Origin of the sequence: Anaerococcus vaginalis ATCC 51170, assembly GCF_000163295.1 — a bacterium.
Classification (GTDB): Bacteria; Bacillota; Clostridia; order Tissierellales; family Peptoniphilaceae; genus Anaerococcus; species Anaerococcus vaginalis.
On sequence record NZ_GG700527.1, the window covers coordinates 704824 to 728256 of the forward strand.

The window sequence follows — 23433 nt, forward strand, 5'->3', positions numbered from 1 at the left end:
GTCTACATTCTGATAGATAATCTTTTAATTTTAGAAAACTCTTTTAGGAAATTTTCCTAGCTAATCTAGAAAAATTTCCTTTGAGTTGTTCTAAATATTTTAAGATTTGTAATCTTTTTACAACCATCCCTTTTTAGTTGGTTAATATAATTTTAAAGAATTGTTAATTTACACAAAGTTGGCTTATGTTTTTGTAACGGTTAAATAAGATTTTATAAGATTTTTTAATTTTATTGTAGTTATTAAAGATTTTTATTTTTTTATCTTCATTGGCATAGACTTTCCAATATCCATTTATTAGAAATTTATTTCCCTTATTCTCAATAAATCCCATAACATCTTCAAAAGGATAGCCTAAAAAAATACCAATTTCATGTGGGAAATTTTCTTTTTTAAATCTGAATTTTAAATGGTTTATGCATTGATTTAAGTCATTGGTATTATAACCCAATTTACTTAGGAGAGTTTTTGTTTTTGTTTCATTTAATACGTATTTTAGCTTGTGAGGTCTGTATGCATAAATTTGGGCGGAAGATTTATTGTTATTAAGTATTTCCACGTACATATTTTTTTCATTAAGTATTTCATTCCACTCAAAAACCATTTTTTCTATATCAATATTTTCAGAATTTTTAAAAGTAAATAAATTAGCAAGTTTTTGATTAGCTAAAGTTTGTGATGCGTAATCAATTAACAATTCTTCGTTCATACAATTAACCTATGGCTTTAGATAAATCTAATGCCGCCTTTCTACATTCGCTTAAAGCTTCATCATCTGGACTATCATAAGCAATTAGACCATCTCTTACAAGATTTATTCCATCTTCCTTGCATCTATCTTGCCAAATTTCCATCCATTCGCCATCAGCCCATTGGTAAGATCCAAAAATTAAAACAGGTTTGTTAGAAAGATCTTTTTCAATACTTTCAAACATAGGCTCAAATTCAGTTTCTTCCAATTCTTCACTGCCCATAGCAGGACAACCAAATGCAAATCCATCAAAAGAATCGATTGAGTCTTTTGTAAAAGAATTTGGATCTAATAATTCAATTTCTACATCATTTTTTTTAAGTTCTTCTGCAATTTCATTAGCCATAGCTTCTGTATTACCAGTACCTGACCAATAAACAATAGCAATTTTTTTCATAAATTTCTCCTTAAAAATTTTAAATTTTGTTTGATACTGATAACCTATATCAATATCTAAGATAATAATACATACTAGTAAAAATATTGTCAAGCATTTTTTTAAGAATTTTTTAAATAAAATAAAAAAACATTGAAAATTAAATATTTTTCAAGGTAAAAAAATTTTAATAAAGAAAAATTTTCAAATTTTAAAAATATATGGGAATAAATGACAAGCAAAACGTTAAATAAAAAAGTTTTGTCCGAAAAATTCTACTTTGTAAATTTTAAAATAGCAATTTGAAAAATCAAATATTATATTTTTACAAGCAGGATAATTAATTTTGAAATAAATTAAATAGGAAAATTTTTTTCATAGTATAGATGAATTTCCACACTAAATTTAAAATTTAAATTTCAATCAATGTCATAATTTTAATATTAGACTTATAAATAAAGCGAAAAATTTAAATTGACTTGCTTTTTAGGATTTAAATATTAGATTGTAATTTTTAATGGATTTTTTAATTTAAAGCAAATTAAATTTCAATAAGGACTTGCCAGTATTGGGAAATTATAACCATAAAAATTTTTTATTTGGGTATATTTTTATTAAGAAAGGTGGTTTGTATGAAAAAAATAATTAATGACAAGGATAAAATCATAAGTCAAATGCTAAATGGTCTTCAAAAGGCTAATGAGGACAAGGTAAAAATTAATGAAGAGTTAAAAATAGTTTACAGAAAAGATCTTCCCATTAAAGGAAAAGTTGGTTTAATTTCTGGTGGTGGAAGTGGTCATGAGCCTGCTCATGCTGGATATGTGGGAGATGGAATGCTTGATTGTGCAATTTGCGGAGAAATTTTTACTTCTCCAACTCCAGATCAAGTTTTGGAAGCTATAAAACTTGCTGATTCTGGTCAAGGTGTATTTATGGTTATTAAAAATTACACTGGAGATGTCATGAATTTTGAAATGGCAAAAGATATGGCTGAGATGGAAGGAATAAATGTTGATTATATTATCGTAAATGATGATGTAGCAGTTGAAGATTCCACATACACTACTGGCAGAAGGGGAATCGCTGGAACGATTTTTGTTCATAAAGTTTTGGGAGCTATGGCAAGAAGTGGAAAAAGTTTGGAAGAAATGAAAGCTATGGCTGAAAAAATTGTAAAAAATATTAAATCAATGGGCATGGCTACTAAGGCTTGTATAAATCCTATTTCTGGAAAAGAAAGTTTTGATTTGTCTGAAGATGATATGGAAATTGGCGTAGGAATTCATGGAGAGCCTGGTGTAAAACAAGAAAAAATAAAATCAGCTGACGAAATTTCTAAGGAACTTTTAGATCATATTCTTGACGATTATGAAAATCTAGATGGAGATTTTGTTTTAATGGTTAATGGCATGGGTCAAACTACAGAAATGGAATTGTTTATTGTAAATAATTTTGCAAGTGATTATTTGAAAGAAAAAAATATAAATATCAAAAAAACTTTCTTGGGTAATTTTATGACAAGCATGGATATGGCTGGATTTTCATTAACGCTTTTTAAAGTTGATGATGAAATTTTAAAATTGCTTGAAGAAAATGTAGATATAGTTAGGGGTTAGTATGGATATAGAAAAAGTTAAGTCAAAGGTAATAGCTTTATCAGATATAATTATTGAAAATGAAGAATATTTGACAGACCTTGATAGGGCAATTGGCGATGGAGATCATGGTTTTAATATGGCAAAAGGTTTTAATAAAGTAAAAGATGCCATGAATGATGATTATAAAGATTTAAAAACACTTTTTAATAAGATTGCTATGACTTTGATTTCTAATGTTGGAGGAGCTAGTGGGCCATTATATGGAACATTTTTTATGAAATTTGCTCAAGCTTTTGATGGAGATATTGAATTGGATAAAAATTCATTTTCAAAAGCTTTTTCTGATGGAGTTGATGGGGTATTAATGAGAGGCAAGGCTCAAGTTGGAGATAAAACTATGGTTGATGTTTTATATCCTGTAGCAGAGGCTTTAAAAAATGATTCAAGCTTTGAAGAAATTCTTAAAATTGCACAAGAAAAAATGGAAAAAACAAAAGAAATTAAGGCTAGGAAAGGAAGAGCTGCCTATCTTGGGGATAGGTCAATTGGACATATTGATCCAGGCGCATATTCTTCATATTTGTGTATAAAAAGCATAGTGGGAGATTTGAATGATTAATATATTGATAGCAAGCCACAGCAAAAAATTGGCTGAAGGTTTAAGAGAAATTCTCATTCAAATGGCTCCAAATGTAAATATTTTGGTAAGCGGCGGAGATAAGGATGGAAATATTGGCTCAAATTTTGATGAAATTAATCAAATCATAAATGAATATGCTACAAATGATGGTTTGGTTATATTTTTTGATTTGGGTTCTTCTATGATGAATTGTCAAATGGCAATTGATATGTTGGATAATGAAAAAAAATCCAAAGTTTATCTTGCTGGAACACCAATTGTTGAAACAAGTGTTCAAATTGCTGTTGAAGCATCAGCAGGACAAAGTTTGGAGAAAATAGTTGAATATTTAAACGAATATCCAGTAAATAAATTAGAAAATTAATCTAAGCTGATTACAAATTCATAAATATCATTTTTTGAAAAAGTGGTGGATTTTCTCAAGGATTTTACAATATCCTTAGTTGATTCGCCATTTTTTTTCATTTGTAAAATTTGTTCTTTGTATGATGAAATATCTAAAGATTCATTTTCATTATTTTTTTCCAAAATAAGAACAAATTCTCCTTTTAAAGTAAGCTCATCTGTGTTTATATCTTTTATATCAAATATTTGATATTGTTCGAATTTTTTGCTTAATTCGCGGGTAATCGCCAATTTTCTATTTGGAAATTCTATTTTAAAATCATTGATTGTATTTTCTAAGTTGTGAGGAGTATCAAATAAAATTGAGGTTTTATTTTCATTTTTTAGCTCTTCATATAATTTTTTCTTATCAGAATTTTTTTTGGGAATAAAACCATAAAAAGCAAACCTATCATTATCAAAGCCACTTGCAATTAAGCCTGTAAGAATTGATGATGGACCTGGCAAAACTGTGTAAGAAATATTATTTTTAATGCATTCTTTAATTAGAATATGACCTGGATCAGAAATTCCTGGCATTCCTTGGTCAGTTATAATTGCGTAACTTGTACCTTCTTGGGCGTTTTTAATAATTTCCTGTGATTTTTGCTTTTCATTAAATTTATGATATGAAGTTAGTTTTTTATTTATTTCAAAATAATTTAAAAGTTTTTTACTTTCTCTTGTATCTTCGCAAGCGATAATGTCTACATTTTTTAAAACATTAATAGCCCTCAATGTCATATCGTCCAAATTTCCTATGGGAGTTGGTACAAAATATATACTATAATCCATTTATTTCTTTGACCTCCTTTGTATAATTATTATTTTCATCATATATTATAAGGGGATTTTCAAATTTTAATCCGTCATTTGCATTTTTTACAAACTCCATTAAAATAAAAACAGGTTTTTCAAATGCTTTTGATTGAACAAATTTTATTCTTTTCAATTTTAAGTTTCCACTTTCTTTTATAATATCAACAAGCCTTTCGGGTTTATGAATCATAAATAATTTTCCCTTATCTTTTAAGCACTTATTAGAAAATCTAAAAATATCAGACAGATTCATTTTAATTTCTTGCCTAGACAATAAAAATTCTTTCTTTTCATTTTTTATATTAGCTCCCTTTTTATAATAAGGAGGGTTTGTAATAATATAATCACAAAAATTATTAGGAAAATTTACCTTATTTAAGTCATCATTAACAACTTCAATATTATTAATTCCATTTAATTTTATATTTTCTTTTAAAAGATTAGCTTTTTCTTTTTGAATTTCGATAGAAAAAACTTTACTTAAATTGTAATAAGAAGAACAAGCAAGAGATAAAATTCCACTGCCAGAGCCAATATCAATTAAGATTTTATTTTTTTTCATTTTTGAAAAATTTGCAAGTAGTATCGAATCAATTCCGAAAGAATAAGACTTATCTACGTGTTTCATATATAAATTTGTTTTTGGTATGTAATCTAACTTCATCATATTATAGATTATATTCTAACATTTTTGTAAGTAAACAAATAGGGGATAAATTGACAATATATTTGTATATCGTACAATAATAACTATGTTTAAATATTATATTTATATTTAAAAAATATATTTTAATAAGGAGAGTTTTATGAAAAAATCAAATTTATTGTTAGTAAGTATATTTACTAGTTTAGCTTTATTAAGTGGTTGTTCTCAAAATAATACAGTTGATAGTACTTCTACAGAAGTAAAATCAAATGAGGCTAGCACACAAATTAGCAAATATCAAGAAATGAAAGGCGAACAGCTAGATAAAATTGAGGAAGATAATAAGAAAAAAGAGGATTATCTTGTAATTGATGTAAGAAGTGAGGAAGAATATAAGGAAGGTCATGTAAAACATGCTATAAATATTCCTCTTGATGATGCTGACAAAAGAATTTCTGAAATAAATGATTACAAAGATAAAAACGTAGTAACAATTTGTAATACAGGCAAAAAAAGTTCAGAGATGGCAAAAAAACTTGTTGAAGCAGGATTTAAAAATGTTTGGAATGCTCAAGGCGTAAAAGATTTTGAATATACAACAATAACAAAAGTTGCTACAATTCTTCCAGAAGAATTTAAAGAAAAAGCTGCATCTGGAAATTATACAATTATAGATGCAAGAGATGAAAAAGATTATAATGATGGACACATGAAAGATGCAATTCATACATCTGTAGATACAATTGATGAAGATATTAAAGATTTGCCTAAAGAAAAACCATTTTTAACATATTGTTATAGTGGAAATAAATCTTGGACAGTTGCAGACAAATTATCAAAAGAAGGCCATGAAGTTTATAATGCATGGGATGGAACAAAAGAATACGATGGATATGAATTAATTAAATAAGACCTATTAAAAACTTTAAGAATAAAAGTTAAATAAAGACTTTTATTCTTAAAGTTTTTTTGAAAGGAATTTCTATGGACAAAATTATTTTTTTTACAAAAGCTCCAAGACTTGGATTTGGCAAATCAAGACTTAAAAATTATCTTGATGAAAATCAAAGATTACAACTAACAATAGATTTAATAAATGAAAATTATAAGAAAATAAAAAAAACAAATAAGGATTATGTAATTTATTATGATGGATCAAAAAACGATATAGATTTTTTAAGTGGAGAAAAAATTCATCAACAAGGAGATGACCTTGGAGCTAGAATGAAAAATTCAATAGATAAACAGCTAAGTTTTTCTAATAAAGTTATTCTTATAGGTTCAGATTTGATTAATTTAAGTGAAAAAGAAATAAATAGAGCTTTTGAACAATTAGATTTTTATGATATTGTAATTTCTCCATCAGATGATGGTGGGTATGGGCTTGTAGGTATGAAAGAATCTTTAGATATTTTTTCTAATATTGTTTATTCTAAGTCAAATGTTTTGGAAGAGACAATAAAAAAAATAAAAGAAATGAATAAAACTTACAAACTGCTTGATGAAATTTATGATATAGATGATTTTACAGATTTATTAAAGGCAGAGTTTTCAAGCAAGAATATAGAGTTATTAGGAGCTGGAGAATATAATATTAACTATAAATATAAAAATAAGGTTATTAGAATTAATTTACAGTCTCAGCTTGGTTTAGGAAAAGAACAAATAAAATACGAATATAATGCCCTAAAAGAGCTTGAAAAAAGTACAGTCACACCAAAAGCATACGAACTTTATGATAAAGGCAAATATTTGCCATTTGGATTTTTGACTATGGAATTTATAGAAGGAAGAGCTTTAGATTATAATAAAGATTTAGAAATAGCAGCATATATGCTTTCAAAAATTCATAGTACAAAAATTGAAGATTCAAAATTAATTTTTGCTGATAAACCTTTCAAAAATATGTATGAAGAATTTGAATGTATGTATTCTTATTATAAAGACTGGGAAAATAAAAATAAAGATACCGAAAAATATATAGATAAATTTATGCTAATTGCTAAACGTTCAGGATTAAATAAAAAAATTGAAAAACCTTGTATTATTAATACTGAGTTAAATAATAGAAATTTTATTATTGGAGAACATTCTAAGGTCATAGATTGGGAAAAACCAATAATCGGAGAATGCGAGCAAGACTTAGCTCATTTTTTAGTTCCAACTACAACAAATTGGAAAACTGATGTAATCTTAGACAAAAAAGATATGTTAGATTTTTTGAACATATATAAAAAGTATAGAAAAGTGGATATGTATAAATTCTTCAAATATCTAATGTTTAATTCTCTAAGAGGAGTGACTTGGTGTTCTATGGCAAAAGTTGAATATAGTAAGGAAAGAAAAATAAAAAATGAAGATACTATAGAAAAAATAAACAAATTTTTAAGCCGAGAATATTTAGAAATGTTAAGTAAATTATATGAGGAGTTTAAATGAAAAAAGCAAAAAAAATAAGTAATGAAAACAAAAATAGAATTATACTCATTTCTATAGTTTTATTATGCGTATTAGTTTATTTTTTTGTACCACAAATAAATAGTGAAATAAATTATGCTTTTAATGTTTTAAGAAAATTAGACATAAATGAAATCGCAAGTTATATAAGAAGTTTTGGAAGTTTAGCTGTTATAATATCATTTTTATTGATGGTTTTACAAGCTATAATTGCCCCTATACCAGCATTTTTTATAACTCTTGCAAATTCTATGATTTGGGGATGGTGGAAAGGAGCTATTCTTTCTTGGTCTTCAGCAATGGCAGGAGCTTTGTTATGTTTTTTTATTGCAAGAATTTTAGGAAGAGATGTAGTTAAAAAAATTGCTACAAATGGAGCTTTGCAATCAGCGGAAGAATTTTTTGATAGATTTGGAAAACAGGCAATATTAATATGCAGATTACTTCCCTTTGTTCCATTTGATCCAGTAAGTTATGCTGCAGGATTGACATCAATGAATTTTTGGTCATTTTTTATTGCAACAGGAATAGGTCAATTACCTGCAACAATAATTTATTCTTATTTTGGAGGTCAACTTACAGGAGGAGCACAAGCGTTGATGTATGGACTTTTAGGTCTGTTTGCTTTTTCTCTAATAGTCTATGTAGGAAAGAAAATTTATCAAGAAAAACAAAAGAGCAAAAAAATTGAAAAATAAATTAAGTATAAATGAGAAAAAAATAAAATATACAAAGATTTTTCTAATTATCATAATAGGATTGGTAAGTTATTTTTTGGTTAGAAATATAAGTATAGAACAAATTAAAAAATGGGTGCTTATAAATAACAAATGGGCAGCTATAATATATATTTTAACCTTTATAATTTTACCAATTTTCTTTTTTCCTGTTCCGGTAATAGTTGTAGCTGGTGGAAGTTTATTTGGATTAACAAAAGGTTCAATTTATACTTTTATGGCTGTTATTGTAAATACAACTATAATGTATTTTCTTGGTAGATTTTTATTTAAAGATTTTGTAAATTCTTTTGTAGAGAATCATGTAAGTGAAAAAATAAAAAATGCACTTTTTAGCAAAAATCAAAAAGTTTTATCCTTAGTTTTATTTATAATAAGGCTAAGTCCAATTTTTAGCTATAATCTAGTAAACTATATATCAGGTATAACTGAAATAAAATTTATCCCATATATTTTAACTACAATTATAGGAGTTTTACCAGGAATTATAGTATTTATAAATATTGGAGAAAATGTTTTGAAAATAGGAAGTAAAGAATTTTTTGTTAGTTTATTATTTTTATTTATTTTAGTAATAATTTCTGCTATAATTTCAAAATTATTTTTAAAAGATAGTGTAAACAAGGAGAATTGATGGTAACAATAATAGTACCCACCTATAATGAAGAAGAAAATATAAAAAAATTTCAAAATAATTTAAGTAAACTAGAAGGTGATTTTGAAATTATTTTTTCTGATGGATTTTCAACCGATAGGACTTATGACTTAATCAAATATAAAAAAATTAGACAAGCAAAATACAGGTCAAACCAAATGAATGAAGCTGTAAAATATGCACAAGGAGATATTCTTTGGTTTTTGCATGCAGATTCTATGGTAGATCCTTTGAGTATAAAAAAAATTGAAGAAAGTGATTTGGATGCTGTTGGATGTTTTAAGCTAAAATTTGATAAGAAAAATTTACTTTTAAAGATAATTGAAATAGGATCTAATCTAAGAGTTGACATAAGAAAAATTGCATTTGGAGATCAAGGAATATTTGTAAAAAAATCATTATTTGAAAAACTAGGAGGATATAAGCCAATTCCATTAATGGAAGATTATGAGTTTTCAATTATGTTAAAAGAAAATGATATTGCCATAAAACGACTAAATACACCCATAACAACATCATCTAGAAGATATATGAAAAATGGAATTTTGAAAACTAATAGGATGATGCATAAATTGCAAAAAACTTATAGAAAAGCTAGAAAAAAAGGATATGTAAATAAAATTATAGATGATATATATAATGTTTATGAGCAAAAAGAATAGGAGAAGTTTTGGGAAATCAAAAAAATATTGTAAGTAAAATAAAAGATGAATGCATTAGATGTGATATTTGTAAAAATAATTGTGGCTTTTTAAAAAAGTATAATATAAATCTTCTAGAATTCGTAAATAGAAAAGATTTAAGATATTCCTGTTTTTTGTGTAATAAGTGTGAGTCTGTTTGCCCTAAAAACCTATCGGGAAGAGATCTTGCTTTAGACATGAGAAAGAAAAAACCTAAAGGAGTTATAAAAACAAAATTTATTAAAAATAATTATAAATTTTCAAACAATAGTAAAAAAAATCAAAAGATTTGCTCTATTTGGGATGTAATTATCCAGGTTTTTTTCCTGAAACTTCAAAAAAATTAATAGATATTTGCAAAGAAAAAGGAATTGATTACAGCATAGATTGCTGTAAAAAACCAGTTTATGAAAAAGGAGGATATGCAAAAATAAGTCAGATAAAAAAATTATGTAAAATTAAAAATGTAGGAAGGCTTATTTGTTGTTGTCCCAATTGCTATCATTTTTTGAAAGATAAGATAGATATAGAAGTTATAAGTATATATAAATTTTTAAAAGAAAATAATATAGGTAAAAAAATCCAAGTAGAAGTTAATGTGTTTTTTCCGTGCAGTGATAGGTATAATAAAGAAATTTTTCAAGATATAAAGTACTACATAAAAGATTATAAAAATCCCTATAAAAAAATAAACTGCTGCGGTCTTGGAGGAGGAGCTATAGACTGTGAAAAAGATTTAGTAAAAGACATATCTAATTATATGAAAGAAAATGCAAAAGACAATATCTACACTTATTGTTCTTCTTGTGCTGGAATTTTTACTAATCAATATAAACTGAACAATGTAAAAAATTTTTTATCTGAAATTTTAGGCACAAATGAAAGCGCATCATCAAATTATGGAAAAAATATATTGAAATTTAAATTTAAAAATTATAGAAAGTAGGAAAAATATTATGGATTATGAAAAGATAAATGAAATGATGGAAAAAGGATATAATTGTAGCCAAGTCGTCTTTTGCTATTTTGCAGAGGACTATGGAATAGATAAAAAAACTGCTATGAAACTTGCAACTCCTTTTGAGATGGGAATATATGAAAGCAAGACTTGTGGAGCATTATCTGCAGCATATATGATTCTTGGATTGAAATATGGATCAACAGACTTTGATGATAGAATGAAACTTTTAAAAAAAATCAAAAAATTAAACGAATTATTTGATGGAAAAATGAAAGCTAAAAATTGTAAAGAGTTATTATCTATGGAGATTTTAGAAGATGATAATATGAAATTGGCTGAAGAAAAAGGTTTATTTGAAAGTGTATGTTCAAAATCAATAAAAACAACAATAGAAATACTAGAAGAATTATTATAAATAAAATCAAAATGTAATTTTATATAACAAAACTTGAATCAATTTAATTACTAAAATATAATTATGGTAGTTATCTAGGAGGTTTAAAATGAAATATTTTGGAACAGATGGATTTAGGGGAGAAGCTAACCAAAATCTTACCCTTTATCATGCAATTAAAATTGGAAGATTTTTAGGATATTATTTTAATAAAGAAAAAAATGGAAACGGAAAAATTGTAATAGGCAAGGACACTAGAAGATCATCATATATGTTTGAAGATGCCTTATCAGCAGGAATTACTTCATCAGGATCTGATGCATATCTTCTTCATGTAACAACAACTCCTTCAGTATCTTATGTAGTTAGAAGTGAAGATTTTGATTGTGGTGTAATGATAACAGCAAGCCACAATCCATATCATGATAACGGAATAAAAATTATAAATTCTGATGGAGAAAAAATGGATGATGAATTTTTGCAAAAATTAGAAGATTATATTGATGCGGATATTAAAGATATTGATTTAAAAATTGGAGAAGAGATAGGAAGAACTCACGATTTTGTTGGTGGAAGAAATAGGTACACAGCATTTTTAATTCAAACTGTATCAAAATCTTTTAAAGGCAAAAAAGTAGGACTAGATTGTGCAAATGGAGCTGCATCTTCAATAGTAAAAAGTGTTTATGATGCGCTAGGAGCAGAAACCTACGTGATAAATAATAATCCTGATGGATTTAATATAAATGTAGATTGTGGTTCAACACACATTGAAGTTTTACAAAAATTCGTAAAAGAAAATAAACTTGATTGTGGATTTGCTTATGATGGAGATGCTGATAGGTGTATAGCAGTCGACGAAAATGGTGAAGTTGTTGACGGAGATGCTATTCTTTATATTTGTGGAAAACACATGAAAGAAGAAGGATATTTAGAATCAAATACAATTGTAACAACAATAATGTCAAATATAGGCTTATACAAAGCACTTGATAAAATAGGAATAAATTATAGCAAGACAAAAGTTGGAGATAAATATGTCCACATAGAAATGAGCGAAAATGGATATGAACTTGGTGGAGAACAATCAGGTCATATTATTTTTTCAAAATATGCTAACACAGGAGATGGAATTTTAACTTCGCTTAGATTAATGGAAGCTATGATAGATAACAAAACAAGCCTATCAGAATTGAGAAGAGATTTAAAAATTTATCCACAAGTTTTAAAAAATGTAAGAGTAAATGATAAAAAAGCTGTATTAAATGATGAATCTATAAAAAATATTATAGAAAAAGAAAGTGAAAGTCTAAAAGATACAGGAAGAATTTTAGTTAGAGAAAGCGGAACAGAACCATTGATTAGGGTAATGGCAGAGGCAGAAACAGAAGAAGTTGCTGATAAAAAAGTAAACAATATAGTACAAGCAATAGAAGAAAGCGGACTTTAATTAATGAAAGATTATCTTACAGGTAGAGAAATAAATATAAAAGAAGCTGTACTTGTAGTAGGAAATAAAATATATTCAAAAAAATCTTATATAAGCATGGACACAAGAAAATTAGAAGGCTATCCGCCAAAAATATTTTATGATAAAAATAAAAATTATTTGGGGAAAATGTATGATGAAGGAGTATATGAGCTTTTAGATATAGAAGAAATACTTCTTGATTATAGCGATTCATGTTTTTCAAATCACGACTTAGATGATCTTAGAGATTTTTTAATAAATAAAAGAAAAAAACTTTATGAAAGCCTAGAAAAAAGTCAATAAAAAATATTGACAATATTGTGATTTGATGGTAATATATGTGTTTGTATGGGACTATCCATATAAATTAGGAGGTGTTTTAATGGCAGATAAAGTAAAACTAGAATGCACAGTTTGCAAAAATAGAAATTACGATACTACAAAAAACAAAAAGAACACTCAAGAAAGACTTGAGCTTAAAAAGTATTGTCCTTTCTGTAAAAAACACACTGTTCATAAAGAAACAAAATAGTAAGGAGTTTTAAAATGGCTAAGAAAAAAGATGGATTTTTTAAATCTGTAAGTAGAGAATTCAAAAAAATCACATGGCCAACAAAAAATGAAACTTTAAATTACTCATTACTTGTTATTATTGTCAGTGTGATTACAGGACTTCTCATTTGGTTATTAGATATAGTCTTTGGAAACATGCTTGGATTTTTGATGTAGGTAAGATATGACTGATTTATCTAATAACAATAATTCAAATGAACCAAACAATACTAAAGAAGAAATTGATTCTAAAGATTCAGAAAAACAACCAAGATGGTATGTAGTTCACACATATACTGGCTACGAAAATAGGGTCAAAGATAAGATCCAAATGATGATAGACAACGAACAAAATCCTGATATCATCGATGTAACAGTGCCAGAAGAAGAGTATGTTGAAGTAAAAAATGAATCAAAGAAACTTAAAACAAGAAAATTATTCCCAGGTTATGTAATGGTAAAGATGAATATTACTAACAGATCTTGGTATATAATTAGAAATACTCAAGGCGTCACAGGCTTTGTAGGACCAGATTCTAAACCTGTTCCATTAACAAAAAGAGAGGTAAGAAAATTTGGTATTAAAGAAGATAAGCCTGTACTAAATATTAATATAAATGTAGGAGATAATATAAATATTATCCAAGGACCATTTAAAGATTTAGTAGCTGAAGTAAAAGAAGTTGATACAGACAAACAAATAATTAAAGCTTTAATTGATATGTTTGGAAGAGATACAATTATTGATTTAAGTTTCGAGGATATTGAGACAATTTAAACTGGCTTACGTAATGTAAGTGGGAGGGGATAACCCGCCAAAAACCACAAAGGAGGATTTAATATGCCAGCAAAAGAAAAAGAAGTACAAGCAAAAGTTAAATTACAAGTACCAGCAGGAAAAGCTACACCAGCACCTCCAGTAGGTACAGCACTAGGACCACACGGAATCAACATCATGGAATTCGTGCAAGCATTTAATGCTAAAACAGCTGACCAAGCTGGAATGATAATACCGGTTGAAATGACAATTTATAAGGATAGATCATTTGATTTTATCACCAAAACACCACCAGCACCAGTATTAATCAAAAAAGCTATAGGACTTGAAAAAGCAAGTGGAGAACCAAACAAAAATAAAGTTGGTTCAATAAAACTTGAACAAGTAAAAGAAATAGCTGAAACTAAGATGCAAGATTTAAATGCTGCAAGCCTAGAAGCTGCAATGAGCATGATAAAAGGCACATGCAGAAGCATGGGAATTACTGTAGAGGAATAAGTGGAAGAGGAAACTCGTTATACCACAAGGAGGCAACATGGCTAAAAAAGGTAAAAAATATATAGAATCAAAAAAATCTTTTGATACTCAAAAAGAATATGAATTATCAGAAGCATTAGATATAGTTGAAAAAACTGCAAAAGCAAACTTTGACGAAACTGTAGAATTACACGTAAGATTAGGTGTAGATTCAAGACATGCTGACCAACAAGTAAGAGGTACTGTTGTACTTCCACACGGAACTGGTAGAGATGTTAAAGTACTTGCAATTGTAAAAGATGATAAAGTTGAAGAAGCTTTAAGTGCAGGTGCAGACTATGCAGGTAGTGAAGAATATACAGATAAAATCCAAAAAGAAAACTGGTTGGATTTTGATGTAATAGTAACAAGCCCTGACATGATGGGACAAGTAGGTAGACTTGGTAGAGTTTTAGGACCTCAAGGATTAATGCCAAACCCTAAATCAGGAACTGTAACAAATGATATTGCAAACGCAATTAAAGAAGTAAAAGCAGGTAAAGTAGAATATAGAACAGACAAAAACAATCTAGTTCACGTGCCAACTGGAAAAGTTTCATTTGGTAAAGAAAAATTATCAGACAACTTAAAAGCTTTAATTACTGCTATTGTTAAAGCAAAACCAGCTTCAGCAAAAGGAAAATATTTAAAATCAATTACTATTGCTTCAACAATGGGTCCTGGAGTAAAATTATCTCCAGCAAGAGCAATGGACTTGGTTGAAAAATAAAAAAATATTTGACAACATATATATCAAGTGATATACTATCATAGTCAAATAAATAGGCTACCAAAGACTACGGAGACTTAATAGTTTAATTATTCCGTATAGGTGGGAATAAGAATCTACATCCCCACCGATGTAGGCATAATAATTATGCCTAATTGTGGGGATTTTTATATACCTACCAAAAGCCATAGGAGGTGAAATATGTCTGAAAAAGCTATACAACAAAAACAAGTAATTGTTAATGAAATAGTTAAAAAAATTGAGAATGCTAAATCAGTTACTCTTGTAGAATTTGATAAAATGGATGTAAAAGAAATTACTGATTTACGTAACAATTTTAGAGATGCAAATACTGAATACAAAGTATACAAAAATACTATGATGAGATTTGCATTCCAACAACTAGGATTTGACCAATTTACAGAAGAGCTAAAAGGTTCTAACGCATTAATTTTTTCAAATGAAGAAATGGTTGATGGACCAAAAGTAGCAAGAAAATACATCGATAAAGACGATGCAAACAAAGATAAGCTTATAATTAAATCTGGTGTAGTTGATGGAAACTATCAAACTCCAGACGAAATGTTAGCAATTGCAAAATTACCAGGACAACAAGAACTTGCTTCAATGCTTGTTAATACATTACAAGCACCAATTAGAAAACTTGCTGGTGACTTATCACAAATCAATGCAAAACTTGTTTATGCACTTGATGCAGTTAGAGAAAAAAAAGAAAACGAAGCAGCTTAATATAATAATAATTTAAATTAAAATATCGGAGGATTAAAAATGTCAGAAAAAGTAACAAACTTATTAGAAGAAATTAAAGAACTTACAGTATTAGAACTATCAGAATTAGTAAAAGCATTAGAAGAAGAATTTGATGTAACAGCTCAAGCTACAGTAGCAGCAGCTCCAGCAGCTGCAGCAGGAGCAGCTGAAGCAGGTGCAGCAGAAAAATCAGAATTTGATGTTGTATTAAAATCAGCAGGTGCTTCAAAAATTAACGTAATCAAAGTAGTTAAAGAAGTTACAGGTCTTGGATTAAAAGATGCTAAAGCATTAGTTGATGGAGCTCCAAAACCAGTTAAAGAAGGCGTAGCTAAAGACGAAGCTGAAGAATTAAAATCAAAATTAGAAGAAGCTGGTGCAGAAGTAGAATTAGCATAGTTTCTATTTATAAAAAGGCTCAATTGAGCCTTTTTTTCTTTGCGAAGATTGACACTTATTAATTTATAATGTATATTAAAAATGAAGGATTTTAATTTTGGAAAGAGGAGAATATGAAAGAAATTATTGATTCTCTTGAAAATGTCGATCAAAATGAAAAATTTGAGATTGAAAAGCATATATTAAAAAAACATGGGATTAGGGTTAGCCATCAAAGGCTAATGATACTAGATTTTCTTGTAAATAATAGAAATCATCCAACAGCTGATGATATTTATAAAAATTTAAAGTCTTATGATCCTATTATATCTCAGGCAACGGTTTATAATACATTAAATTTATTTGTTGAAAATAATATAGTAAGTGAACTAGATTTTAACCAATCAAGAAAAAGATATGATTTTTATCAAAAAAATCATTCTCATTTTATTTGCGAAAAATGTGGAAATATTCTTGATTTAAATGTTGACATTGACAATCTAAAATTAGAAGAATTAGAAGGCTATAAAATAAATAGTGTAGATATAACAATTAGAGGAATTTGTCCTAATTGTAAAAAATAAAAGAAGGCGATAAATTATTTTTTATTTATCGCCTTTTTTTGTTATTTAATTATTTCAAAAACAAAATAAACAAGTGCATATATTATTATCTGGTGGGATAGGTAAATTTTTAGGGAATTTTGACCAATTTTTACAAGCAAAGAATTTTTGCCATAATGATTATAAAAATTTTTTTCTATTAAAATTTTTCCTATGATATAACCGCTCATATAAGCAAAAAACCACGGAATAATTGGGAAATAATCCGTTGAATGAAAGCTATTTGATGGAAATCCTAGAATAAATAAATTTTTATTATATAAAGAAAGCTCTATATTTTTACTTAAAAATTTTTCGCTAGGTAGGCTATAAGTTATAGCAAACAAGATAATAAAAATAACCAGTAGGTTTTTGTTTATTTTTATATTTTTTTGTAAAAAAGATATTAGTATCATTGATAGACCAAGACCGTTTAATACACCAAAAATTATTAATTGGTCGGGTACAAAAAAATATGTTATTAAAGTAATTAAAATTCCTAAGATTGAAATTATTATTCCACGTTTTAAATTCATTCTCCAATCAAGAAAATTTGAGCTGATTCCTGAAATTATAAAAAATGATATGGCTATGGATAATTGCCAAATTTTATTTATATAAATATTATTGTACCAATCAAGCCTTGTGTATAGGTTTATATCATAACAAAGATGAAATAATACCATAGATATTATTGTAAAGCCTCTGTACTTATCTAGTGTGTAGTTTCTTTTCATTTTCTTTCCTTTAGAATAAGAGTGTCTATTATTATTTTACTTTATTTTTTATTATAATATAATATTTGTGTTAAGAAAGAGGTAGAAATGATTAAAGATAAAGATTATTATTTGGATTGGATTTATGGAAGAGGAAACTCTGCTGGCAAAAGGAGAGATTTATCGGCTATAAAGGCTTTACTAAATGAGCTTGGAAATCCTCAAGATAAAATAAAGGTTATTCATATAGCAGGAACAAATGGAAAGGGTTCTACCGCAAATTATATTGCAAATACCCTTGCAAAAACGTCTAAGTGTGGATTATTTACTTCTCCTTATATGGTTGAAATAAATGAAGAAGTACAAATAAATGGAAAAGCAATTAGTGATGAGGATTTTTTTTCTTATATAAACTTAATTAGACCTATATGTGAAAAATTGGATGTAAGAGGATTAAAAAATACATATTTTGAGGTTATGACAGCTCTTATGTATAAGTATTTTTATGATAAAAAAGTTGATGTATGTGTTGTTGAAACTGGTTTGGGAGGAAGATTGGATTCTACAAATATAGTAAAAAAACCTCTTGCTACTATTATTACAACAATATCAATGGACCATACAAATATTTTGGGCAATACTATTGAAGAAATTGCTTGGAATAAGGCGGGAATTATTAAAGAAAATGTTCCTGTATTTATTTATCCTCAAGTTAAAGGTGCCTTTGATGTTATTCTAAAAGAAGCCAATGAAAAAAATTCTAAGGTTTATAAATTTAATTTTGATGAGATAAAAATAAAAACTCAAAATGATAACTATAATGAATTTGATTTTAGAAATTATAAAAATATAAAAACTTCTTTAATAGGAAAGGTTCAAATTTATAATGCTTGCAATGCTATAAATTTTTTGGATTATTTTAAAGAGGAATTTTTCTTAGATGAGAATATTATTAAAGAGGGGATATTTGAAAGCAAAAATTCGGGAAGGATGGAACTTATTTCCAAAAGTCCAAAAGTTTTAATAGATGGAAGTCATAACAAAGAATCCATAGATGCTTTAATTAAATCCTTAAAATTATTCAAATATAATAGGCTTATAGTAGGTTTTTCTGTTTTAAAAGATAAGGATTATGATTATATTATAGAAAATTTGTCGTCTGTAGCTGATGAAATGGTTATAACAAAAGTTGATAATCCAAGAGCTTTTGATTTAGGCGAATTGGAAAAAATTGTTAGAGAAAAATTTGCAAATGTTAATGCAATAGATAATATAAAAAATGCTTACGAATATTCAAAACAAATAGCTAAAGAAAATGATTTGGTTTTGTGGTGTGGATCTCTTTATTTGATTGGAGAAATAATCAAATATGAAAAAATGAATAAAGATATATAAAATTATTATATTTATAAAAAAAGATTTATCTAAAAACAAATAAATGCTTTAATATTTATTGATTACAATAAATAAATATGATAGTTAGATAAAATTAAGTGAAAAAATATAATAATTGCAATTAAATCACAAATATGATTCAATCTTTTAGATTGATTGCTCAACATTACAATATTATTGACAATCTTAGTTAAAACCTGTATGGTTTGAATTGGAGGTATAATTATGAGTGAAAAAAAGAAAAAGAAATTTAAGTTTCCTTCAGCTTTTACTGTACTATTTATAGTTTTAGTATTAGCTTCTATTTTAACTTACCTAGTACCAGCAGGTTCTTATGATAGGTTAGAGTATAATAAGGAAGAAAATGTATTCATAAGAAGTGGAGTTGATGGAGAGGAAGAAAAACTTCCTGCAACTCAAGATGTTTTGGATAAGTTAAAGATAACTGTTCCATTAAAAAGCTTTGTAAAGGAAGATATTAAAAAGCCTGTAGCTATACCAGGATCTTACCACAAGCTTGATCAACAACCACAAGGTTTTCTAAAGGTAGCTAGAGCACCAATTGATGGTGTAGCTGATTCTATAGGAATTATTGTTTTTGTATTGCTACTTGGTGGTTGTATTGGAGTTTTAAATAAGACAGGTACTTTTGATGCGGGAATTGCTGCTTTGTCAAAATTAACAAAAGGAAAAGAATTTTTGATGGTTGCAATTTTATCAAGTATTGTTGCTCTTGGTGGAACAACTTTTGGAATGGCAGAAGAAACAATTGCCTTTTATCCTATTTTAATGCCAATATTTTTAGCATCAGGATTTGATGCTATGGTAACAATTGCTGCAATTTATATGGGCTCATCAATAGGAACAATGTTTTCAACAACAAATGCTTTCTCAGTAGTAGTTGCATCAAATGCTGCAGGAATTTCTTTTAAAGAAGGAATGGGTGTAAGAATTATAAGCTTAGTTTTAGCTCAAGCTATTTCTCTTTGGTATATATATAGATATTCTAAAAAAGTTAAAAAAGATCCATCAAATTCTATAATTGCAGAAGATATGCCTAGAATTAAAGATCAATATCTAAAAGATTATGATCCAGATAATGTTGCACCATTTAATTTTAGAAGAATTGCAATGCTTGTTGTATTTATGCTAGCATTTCCTATAATGATTTATGGTGTTATGAATCTAGAATGGTGGTTTGAAGAAATGTCAACCTTGTTCTTAGTAGTTGGAATTTTATTGATTATTCTATCAGGTTTAGAAGAACAAGATGCAGTTGGATCATTCTTAGATGGAGCAGCAGATCTAGTATCAGTTGCCTTAATCATAGGAGTAGCTAGGGGAATTAATATAATTTTAGATGACGGAATGATTTCAGATACAATGCTTTATGGAGCATCTAATATTATTAGCGGAATAAATGGAGTATTATTCTCATCAGTACAAATGATTTTATTCTCATTCTTGGGAATTTTTATTCCTTCATCATCAGGACTTGCTACTTTGTCAATGCCAATTATTGCTCCACTTGCAGATACAGTTTCTCTTGGAAGAGATGTTGTAGTATCAGCATATAATTTTGGACAAGGTTGGATGGCAATAATAGCTCCAACAGGATTAATTTTGGCAACTCTAGAAATGGTAGATGTTTCATATAATAAATGGATTAAATTTATTGCACCATTAATGGGAATATTGTTAGTATTAGCCATAGTTATGTTAGGAATACAAACTGTAATTTAGAAATGGAGAATCTATGCTAGACAAATTTTTGAAATATGTTAAATTTGATACTCAAAGCGATGACAAAAACGAATCTTGTCCATCAACTCCAGGACAAATGAAACTTGCAAAAGTTATCGTTGAGGATTTAAAAGAAATTGGAATTGAAAATGCTCATGTAGATGAAAATGGATATGTTTATGCATCAATTGAGGGAACAGTAAAAAATGTTCCTACAATTGGTTTCATTTCTCACATGGATACAGCTTTGGAATTAACAGGTAAAAATGTTAATCCTCAAATTATTGATTCATACAAAGGTGGAGATATAATTCTAAACGAAAAATATAAATTAAGTGAAGAAGAATATCCATTTTTAAAAGAATTAGTAGGACATAAATTAGTTACAACCGATGGAACAACCTTGCTTGGAGCAGATGACAAGGCTGGAATTGCTATAATTATGGAAATAGCAAAATATTTCATGGAAAATAGAGATTTAAAATTCGGAGATATAAAAATAGGATTTACACCTGATGAAGAAATTGGTAGGGGAGCAGATCTATTTGATGTAGAAAAATTTGGAGCTGACTTTGCCTATACAATTGATGGAGGACCTGTTGCAGAGTTAGAATATGAAAACTTTAATGCTGCAACAGCAAAAATTCATATCGAAGGAAAATCAGTTCATCCAGGAGCTGCAAAAAATGTTTTGATAAACGCTCTTCTAGTAGGACAAGAATTAAATTCAATGCTTCCAGTAAATGAAAGACCAGAATATTCAGAAGGATATGAAGGATTTTTTATGCTAGACGAAATTTATGGAACATCTGCTGAAGTTGATATTGTTTATATAATAAGAGATTTTTTCACAGACTCATTTAATGAAAAGAAAAAATTATTAGAAGAAATAGTAAATTTCCTAAATAAAAAATATGATAATATAATAGATTTAAAAATAGAAGATTCTTATTACAATATGAAAGAAAAAATCGAGCCATGTATAGAAATTGTTGAGCTTGCCAAAGAATCAATCAAAAAAGCAGGCATGGATCCAATTGTAAAACCTGTAAGAGGTGGAACAGATGGAGCAAGTCTTTCATACAAAGGACTTCCAACACCTAATCTTTTTACAGGAGGATACAATTTCCACGGTAGATATGAAATTTTATCAGTAGATATAATGGAAAAATCACTCGAAGTTCTAAAAAATATTGTAGAGTTAAATGCTAAGGAGAGTAAATAATGGAAAAATTACAACCAGAAAGAGTTTTTTATTATTTTTCAAAATTAATGGAAATTCCAAGACCAAGCTTTCACGAAAAACAAGTTTCTGATTTTTTAGTAAAAACAGGAAAAGAATTAAATCTTGAAACATATCAAGACGAAAGTTTAAATGTAATTTTGAAAAGAAAAGCATCAAAAGGATATGAAAATGCACCAAAAGTAATCTTGCAAGGTCACATGGATATGGTTGCGTCAAAAACTGATGATTCAGACCATGATTTCCTAAAAGATTCTATAAAACCAGTAATTGATGGAAAATATTTAACAGCTGATAAAACAACACTTGGAGCTGATAACGGAATTGCTGTTGCGATGGGATTAGCTTTGCTTGAAGATGAAAATTATGTTGGACCACAAATTGAATTATTAGTTACAACAGAAGAAGAAACTTCAATGGCAGGAGCTTTGAACTTGGCAAGAGATGTACTTGAAGGAGAATATTTAATAAATATAGACTCAGAAGAAGAAGGAGTCTTAACAGTTGGTTCTGCTGGAGGAATTACAATTTTTGTAGAAGAAAAAATTGGACAAGAAGAACAAAAAGATGGTTATGAAATAAAAGTTTCAGGCTTACTAGGTGGACATTCAGGAATGGATATAAATGATAATAGAGGAAATGCTCTAAAAGTATTTGCATCCATTTTAGATAATTTAAATTCAGATATTACAATAGGAGAATTTACAAGTGGAAGTCTTGATAATATTATTCCATCATCAGGAAGCGTGAAAGTTTATGGAGCAAAATTAGAAGAATTAGAAGAAGCTAAGAAAAATACTCTATATAAATTTAAAGATGTAAAAGGCGAATTAAAAATAGAAATTAACGAAGCAAGCGGAAAAAGTTACTCAAAAGAATTATCAGAAAAAATAATAAAAATGATAGCAAATGTTGCTTGTGGAACAAATACTATGATGAAAGATGGAATAACAGTAGAATCATCAGATAATTTAGCCCTAATAAAAGAAGAAGATGGATTTATTAAAAGCGAAATTTCTCTAAGATCTTCAGATAATGATGCGCTAGAAGAATTATCCAAAAAAATCAGGACGGTTATAGAAGATTTAGGAATTAATTATAAAATTGATTCAATATATCCAGGTTGGGAATACAAAGAAGATTCAAAACTTAGACCACTAGCTCAAAAAGTTTACAAAGAATTTGAAGGAAAAGAATTTGATACAATAGTAATACACGCTGGACTAGAATGCGGAGCATTTTATGAAAAATATCCAAATCTAGATATAATTTCAATAGGACCAAACATAACAGGAGCTCACTCTCCAGAAGAAAAAGTTGAAATAGAATCAGTACAAAGAGTGTATGCATATTTAAAACAATTACTAAAAGAAATTAAATAAGCTAGTAAAAAATAATTTTTAAAAGATGATGTTGGGAATATATAAAACTATT

The 23433-nt window shown here is 27.7% G+C and carries 30 protein-coding genes; 25 read left to right on the top strand and 5 right to left on the bottom strand.

What is annotated here, in order from left to right:
* Nucleotides 1–163: 163 nt before the first annotated feature.
* On the bottom strand, nt 164–709 hold the full coding sequence (locus tag HMPREF0078_RS03315) for a DUF3793 family protein (protein WP_004838694.1): 546 nt from the start codon (nt 707–709) through the stop codon (nt 164–166).
* Nucleotides 710–713: 4 nt separating this feature from the next.
* Nucleotides 714–1148, bottom strand: coding sequence for a flavodoxin (locus tag HMPREF0078_RS03320; protein ID WP_039920469.1), 435 nt, complete (start codon nt 1146–1148; stop codon nt 714–716).
* A 611-nt stretch (nt 1149–1759) separates the two neighbouring features.
* Between HMPREF0078_RS03320 and dhaK the strand changes: the two genes are divergently transcribed.
* From dhaK to dhaM, 3 genes are read left to right on the top strand one after another with little or no spacing between them, the layout of a single operon-like run.
* Entirely contained in the window at nt 1760–2746 is a 987-nt protein-coding gene (dhaK, locus tag HMPREF0078_RS03325) for a dihydroxyacetone kinase subunit DhaK (protein ID WP_004838696.1), read from the top strand.
* Nucleotide 2747: 1 nt separating this feature from the next.
* Complete coding sequence (dhaL, locus tag HMPREF0078_RS03330) at nt 2748–3347, top strand: dihydroxyacetone kinase subunit DhaL (RefSeq protein WP_004838697.1); 600 nt, start codon at nt 2748–2750, stop codon at nt 3345–3347.
* Nucleotides 3340–3732, top strand: a complete 393-nt coding sequence (gene dhaM / locus HMPREF0078_RS03335) for a dihydroxyacetone kinase phosphoryl donor subunit DhaM (RefSeq protein WP_004838698.1) — start codon at nt 3340–3342, stop codon at nt 3730–3732. The genes dhaL and dhaM overlap by 8 nt, the downstream gene beginning before the upstream one ends.
* Here dhaM and rsmI read toward each other — a convergent pair.
* Entirely contained in the window at nt 3729–4547 is an 819-nt protein-coding gene (rsmI, locus tag HMPREF0078_RS03340; RefSeq protein WP_004838699.1) for a 16S rRNA (cytidine(1402)-2'-O)-methyltransferase, read from the bottom strand. The genes dhaM and rsmI overlap by 4 nt on opposite strands.
* On the bottom strand, nt 4537–5238 hold the full coding sequence (locus tag HMPREF0078_RS03345; RefSeq protein WP_004838700.1) for a tRNA1(Val) (adenine(37)-N6)-methyltransferase: 702 nt from the start codon (nt 5236–5238) through the stop codon (nt 4537–4539). Before HMPREF0078_RS03345 ends, rsmI begins: the two co-directional genes overlap by 11 nt.
* A gap of 139 nt (nt 5239–5377) precedes the next feature.
* On the opposite strand from HMPREF0078_RS03345, the gene HMPREF0078_RS03350 reads away from it, so the two are divergent.
* From HMPREF0078_RS03350 to HMPREF0078_RS03430, 18 genes are all read left to right on the top strand, one after another.
* The gene (locus tag HMPREF0078_RS03350) at nt 5378–6127 is read left to right on the top strand and encodes a rhodanese-like domain-containing protein (protein ID WP_004838701.1); all 750 of its coding nucleotides are present in this window, start codon (nt 5378–5380) and stop codon (nt 6125–6127) included.
* A 74-nt stretch (nt 6128–6201) separates the two neighbouring features.
* A complete protein-coding gene (locus HMPREF0078_RS03355; protein ID WP_004838702.1) occupies nt 6202–7656 on the top strand; it encodes a TIGR04282 family arsenosugar biosynthesis glycosyltransferase in 1455 nt (484 codons plus the stop codon).
* Nucleotides 7653–8372 (top strand): TVP38/TMEM64 family protein, encoded by a 720-nt coding sequence (locus HMPREF0078_RS03360; protein WP_004838703.1) that lies wholly within the window; start codon nt 7653–7655, stop codon nt 8370–8372. The genes HMPREF0078_RS03355 and HMPREF0078_RS03360 overlap by 4 nt, the downstream gene beginning before the upstream one ends.
* Entirely contained in the window at nt 8362–9045 is a 684-nt protein-coding gene (locus tag HMPREF0078_RS03365) for a TVP38/TMEM64 family protein (RefSeq protein ID WP_004838704.1), read from the top strand. Before HMPREF0078_RS03360 ends, HMPREF0078_RS03365 begins: the two co-directional genes overlap by 11 nt.
* Nucleotides 9045–9728 (top strand): TIGR04283 family arsenosugar biosynthesis glycosyltransferase, encoded by a 684-nt coding sequence (locus tag HMPREF0078_RS03370; protein WP_004838705.1) that lies wholly within the window; start codon nt 9045–9047, stop codon nt 9726–9728. The genes HMPREF0078_RS03365 and HMPREF0078_RS03370 overlap by 1 nt, the downstream gene beginning before the upstream one ends.
* 8 nt (nt 9729–9736) lie before the next feature.
* On the top strand, nt 9737–10096 hold the full coding sequence (locus tag HMPREF0078_RS09270) for a ferredoxin family protein (RefSeq protein ID WP_004838706.1): 360 nt from the start codon (nt 9737–9739) through the stop codon (nt 10094–10096).
* Complete coding sequence (locus HMPREF0078_RS03375) at nt 10048–10695, top strand: (Fe-S)-binding protein (protein WP_004838707.1); 648 nt, start codon at nt 10048–10050, stop codon at nt 10693–10695. The genes HMPREF0078_RS09270 and HMPREF0078_RS03375 overlap by 49 nt, the downstream gene beginning before the upstream one ends.
* 10 nt (nt 10696–10705) lie before the next feature.
* A complete protein-coding gene (locus tag HMPREF0078_RS03380) occupies nt 10706–11125 on the top strand; it encodes a C-GCAxxG-C-C family protein (protein ID WP_004838708.1) in 420 nt (139 codons plus the stop codon).
* A gap of 88 nt (nt 11126–11213) precedes the next feature.
* Nucleotides 11214–12554, top strand: coding sequence for a phosphoglucosamine mutase (glmM, locus tag HMPREF0078_RS03385; protein ID WP_004838709.1), 1341 nt, complete (start codon nt 11214–11216; stop codon nt 12552–12554).
* 3 nt (nt 12555–12557) lie between these two features.
* A complete protein-coding gene (locus tag HMPREF0078_RS03390) occupies nt 12558–12878 on the top strand; it encodes a hypothetical protein (RefSeq protein WP_004838710.1) in 321 nt (106 codons plus the stop codon).
* A 79-nt stretch (nt 12879–12957) separates the two neighbouring features.
* Entirely contained in the window at nt 12958–13107 is a 150-nt protein-coding gene (gene rpmG, locus HMPREF0078_RS03395; RefSeq protein WP_004816546.1) for a 50S ribosomal protein L33, read from the top strand.
* Nucleotides 13108–13121: 14 nt separating this feature from the next.
* On the top strand, nt 13122–13304 hold the full coding sequence (secE, locus tag HMPREF0078_RS03400; protein ID WP_004838712.1) for a preprotein translocase subunit SecE: 183 nt from the start codon (nt 13122–13124) through the stop codon (nt 13302–13304).
* Between the two features lie 7 nt (nt 13305–13311).
* A complete protein-coding gene (gene nusG / locus HMPREF0078_RS03405; RefSeq protein ID WP_004838713.1) occupies nt 13312–13905 on the top strand; it encodes a transcription termination/antitermination protein NusG in 594 nt (197 codons plus the stop codon).
* A gap of 63 nt (nt 13906–13968) precedes the next feature.
* Nucleotides 13969–14403, top strand: a complete 435-nt coding sequence (gene rplK / locus HMPREF0078_RS03410) for a 50S ribosomal protein L11 (protein ID WP_004838714.1) — start codon at nt 13969–13971, stop codon at nt 14401–14403.
* 37 nt (nt 14404–14440) lie between these two features.
* Nucleotides 14441–15151 carry a 50S ribosomal protein L1 gene (gene rplA / locus HMPREF0078_RS03415; protein WP_004838715.1) on the top strand — a complete coding sequence of 237 codons (711 nt, stop codon included), beginning with the start codon at nt 14441–14443 and terminating at the stop codon, nt 15149–15151.
* Nucleotides 15152–15352: 201 nt separating this feature from the next.
* Nucleotides 15353–15901 (top strand): 50S ribosomal protein L10, encoded by a 549-nt coding sequence (rplJ, locus tag HMPREF0078_RS03420; protein WP_004838716.1) that lies wholly within the window; start codon nt 15353–15355, stop codon nt 15899–15901.
* Nucleotides 15902–15940: 39 nt separating this feature from the next.
* A complete protein-coding gene (gene rplL, locus HMPREF0078_RS03425) occupies nt 15941–16321 on the top strand; it encodes a 50S ribosomal protein L7/L12 (RefSeq protein WP_004838717.1) in 381 nt (126 codons plus the stop codon).
* A gap of 113 nt (nt 16322–16434) precedes the next feature.
* Entirely contained in the window at nt 16435–16884 is a 450-nt protein-coding gene (locus HMPREF0078_RS03430) for a Fur family transcriptional regulator (protein WP_004838718.1), read from the top strand.
* Nucleotides 16885–16925: 41 nt separating this feature from the next.
* On the opposite strand, the gene HMPREF0078_RS03435 is transcribed toward HMPREF0078_RS03430, so the two are convergent.
* On the bottom strand, nt 16926–17639 hold the full coding sequence (locus HMPREF0078_RS03435) for a heparan-alpha-glucosaminide N-acetyltransferase domain-containing protein (RefSeq protein WP_039920475.1): 714 nt from the start codon (nt 17637–17639) through the stop codon (nt 16926–16928).
* An 87-nt stretch (nt 17640–17726) separates the two neighbouring features.
* Between HMPREF0078_RS03435 and HMPREF0078_RS03440 the strand changes: the two genes are divergently transcribed.
* The 4 genes from HMPREF0078_RS03440 to pepD all read left to right on the top strand — a co-directional run bounded on the left by HMPREF0078_RS03440 (nt 17727) and on the right by pepD (nt 23381).
* Complete coding sequence (locus HMPREF0078_RS03440) at nt 17727–19013, top strand: bifunctional folylpolyglutamate synthase/dihydrofolate synthase (protein WP_004838721.1); 1287 nt, start codon at nt 17727–17729, stop codon at nt 19011–19013.
* Nucleotides 19014–19238: 225 nt separating this feature from the next.
* Nucleotides 19239–20756: a YfcC family protein gene (locus HMPREF0078_RS03445; protein WP_004838722.1), complete on the top strand. Its 1518-nt coding sequence runs from the start codon at nt 19239–19241 to the stop codon at nt 20754–20756.
* Between the two features lie 13 nt (nt 20757–20769).
* A complete protein-coding gene (pepT, locus tag HMPREF0078_RS03450; RefSeq protein ID WP_004838723.1) occupies nt 20770–21981 on the top strand; it encodes a peptidase T in 1212 nt (403 codons plus the stop codon).
* Entirely contained in the window at nt 21981–23381 is a 1401-nt protein-coding gene (pepD, locus tag HMPREF0078_RS03455; RefSeq protein WP_004838724.1) for a beta-Ala-His dipeptidase, read from the top strand. Before pepT ends, pepD begins: the two co-directional genes overlap by 1 nt.
* The last annotated feature ends 52 nt before the right edge of the window (nt 23382–23433 follow it).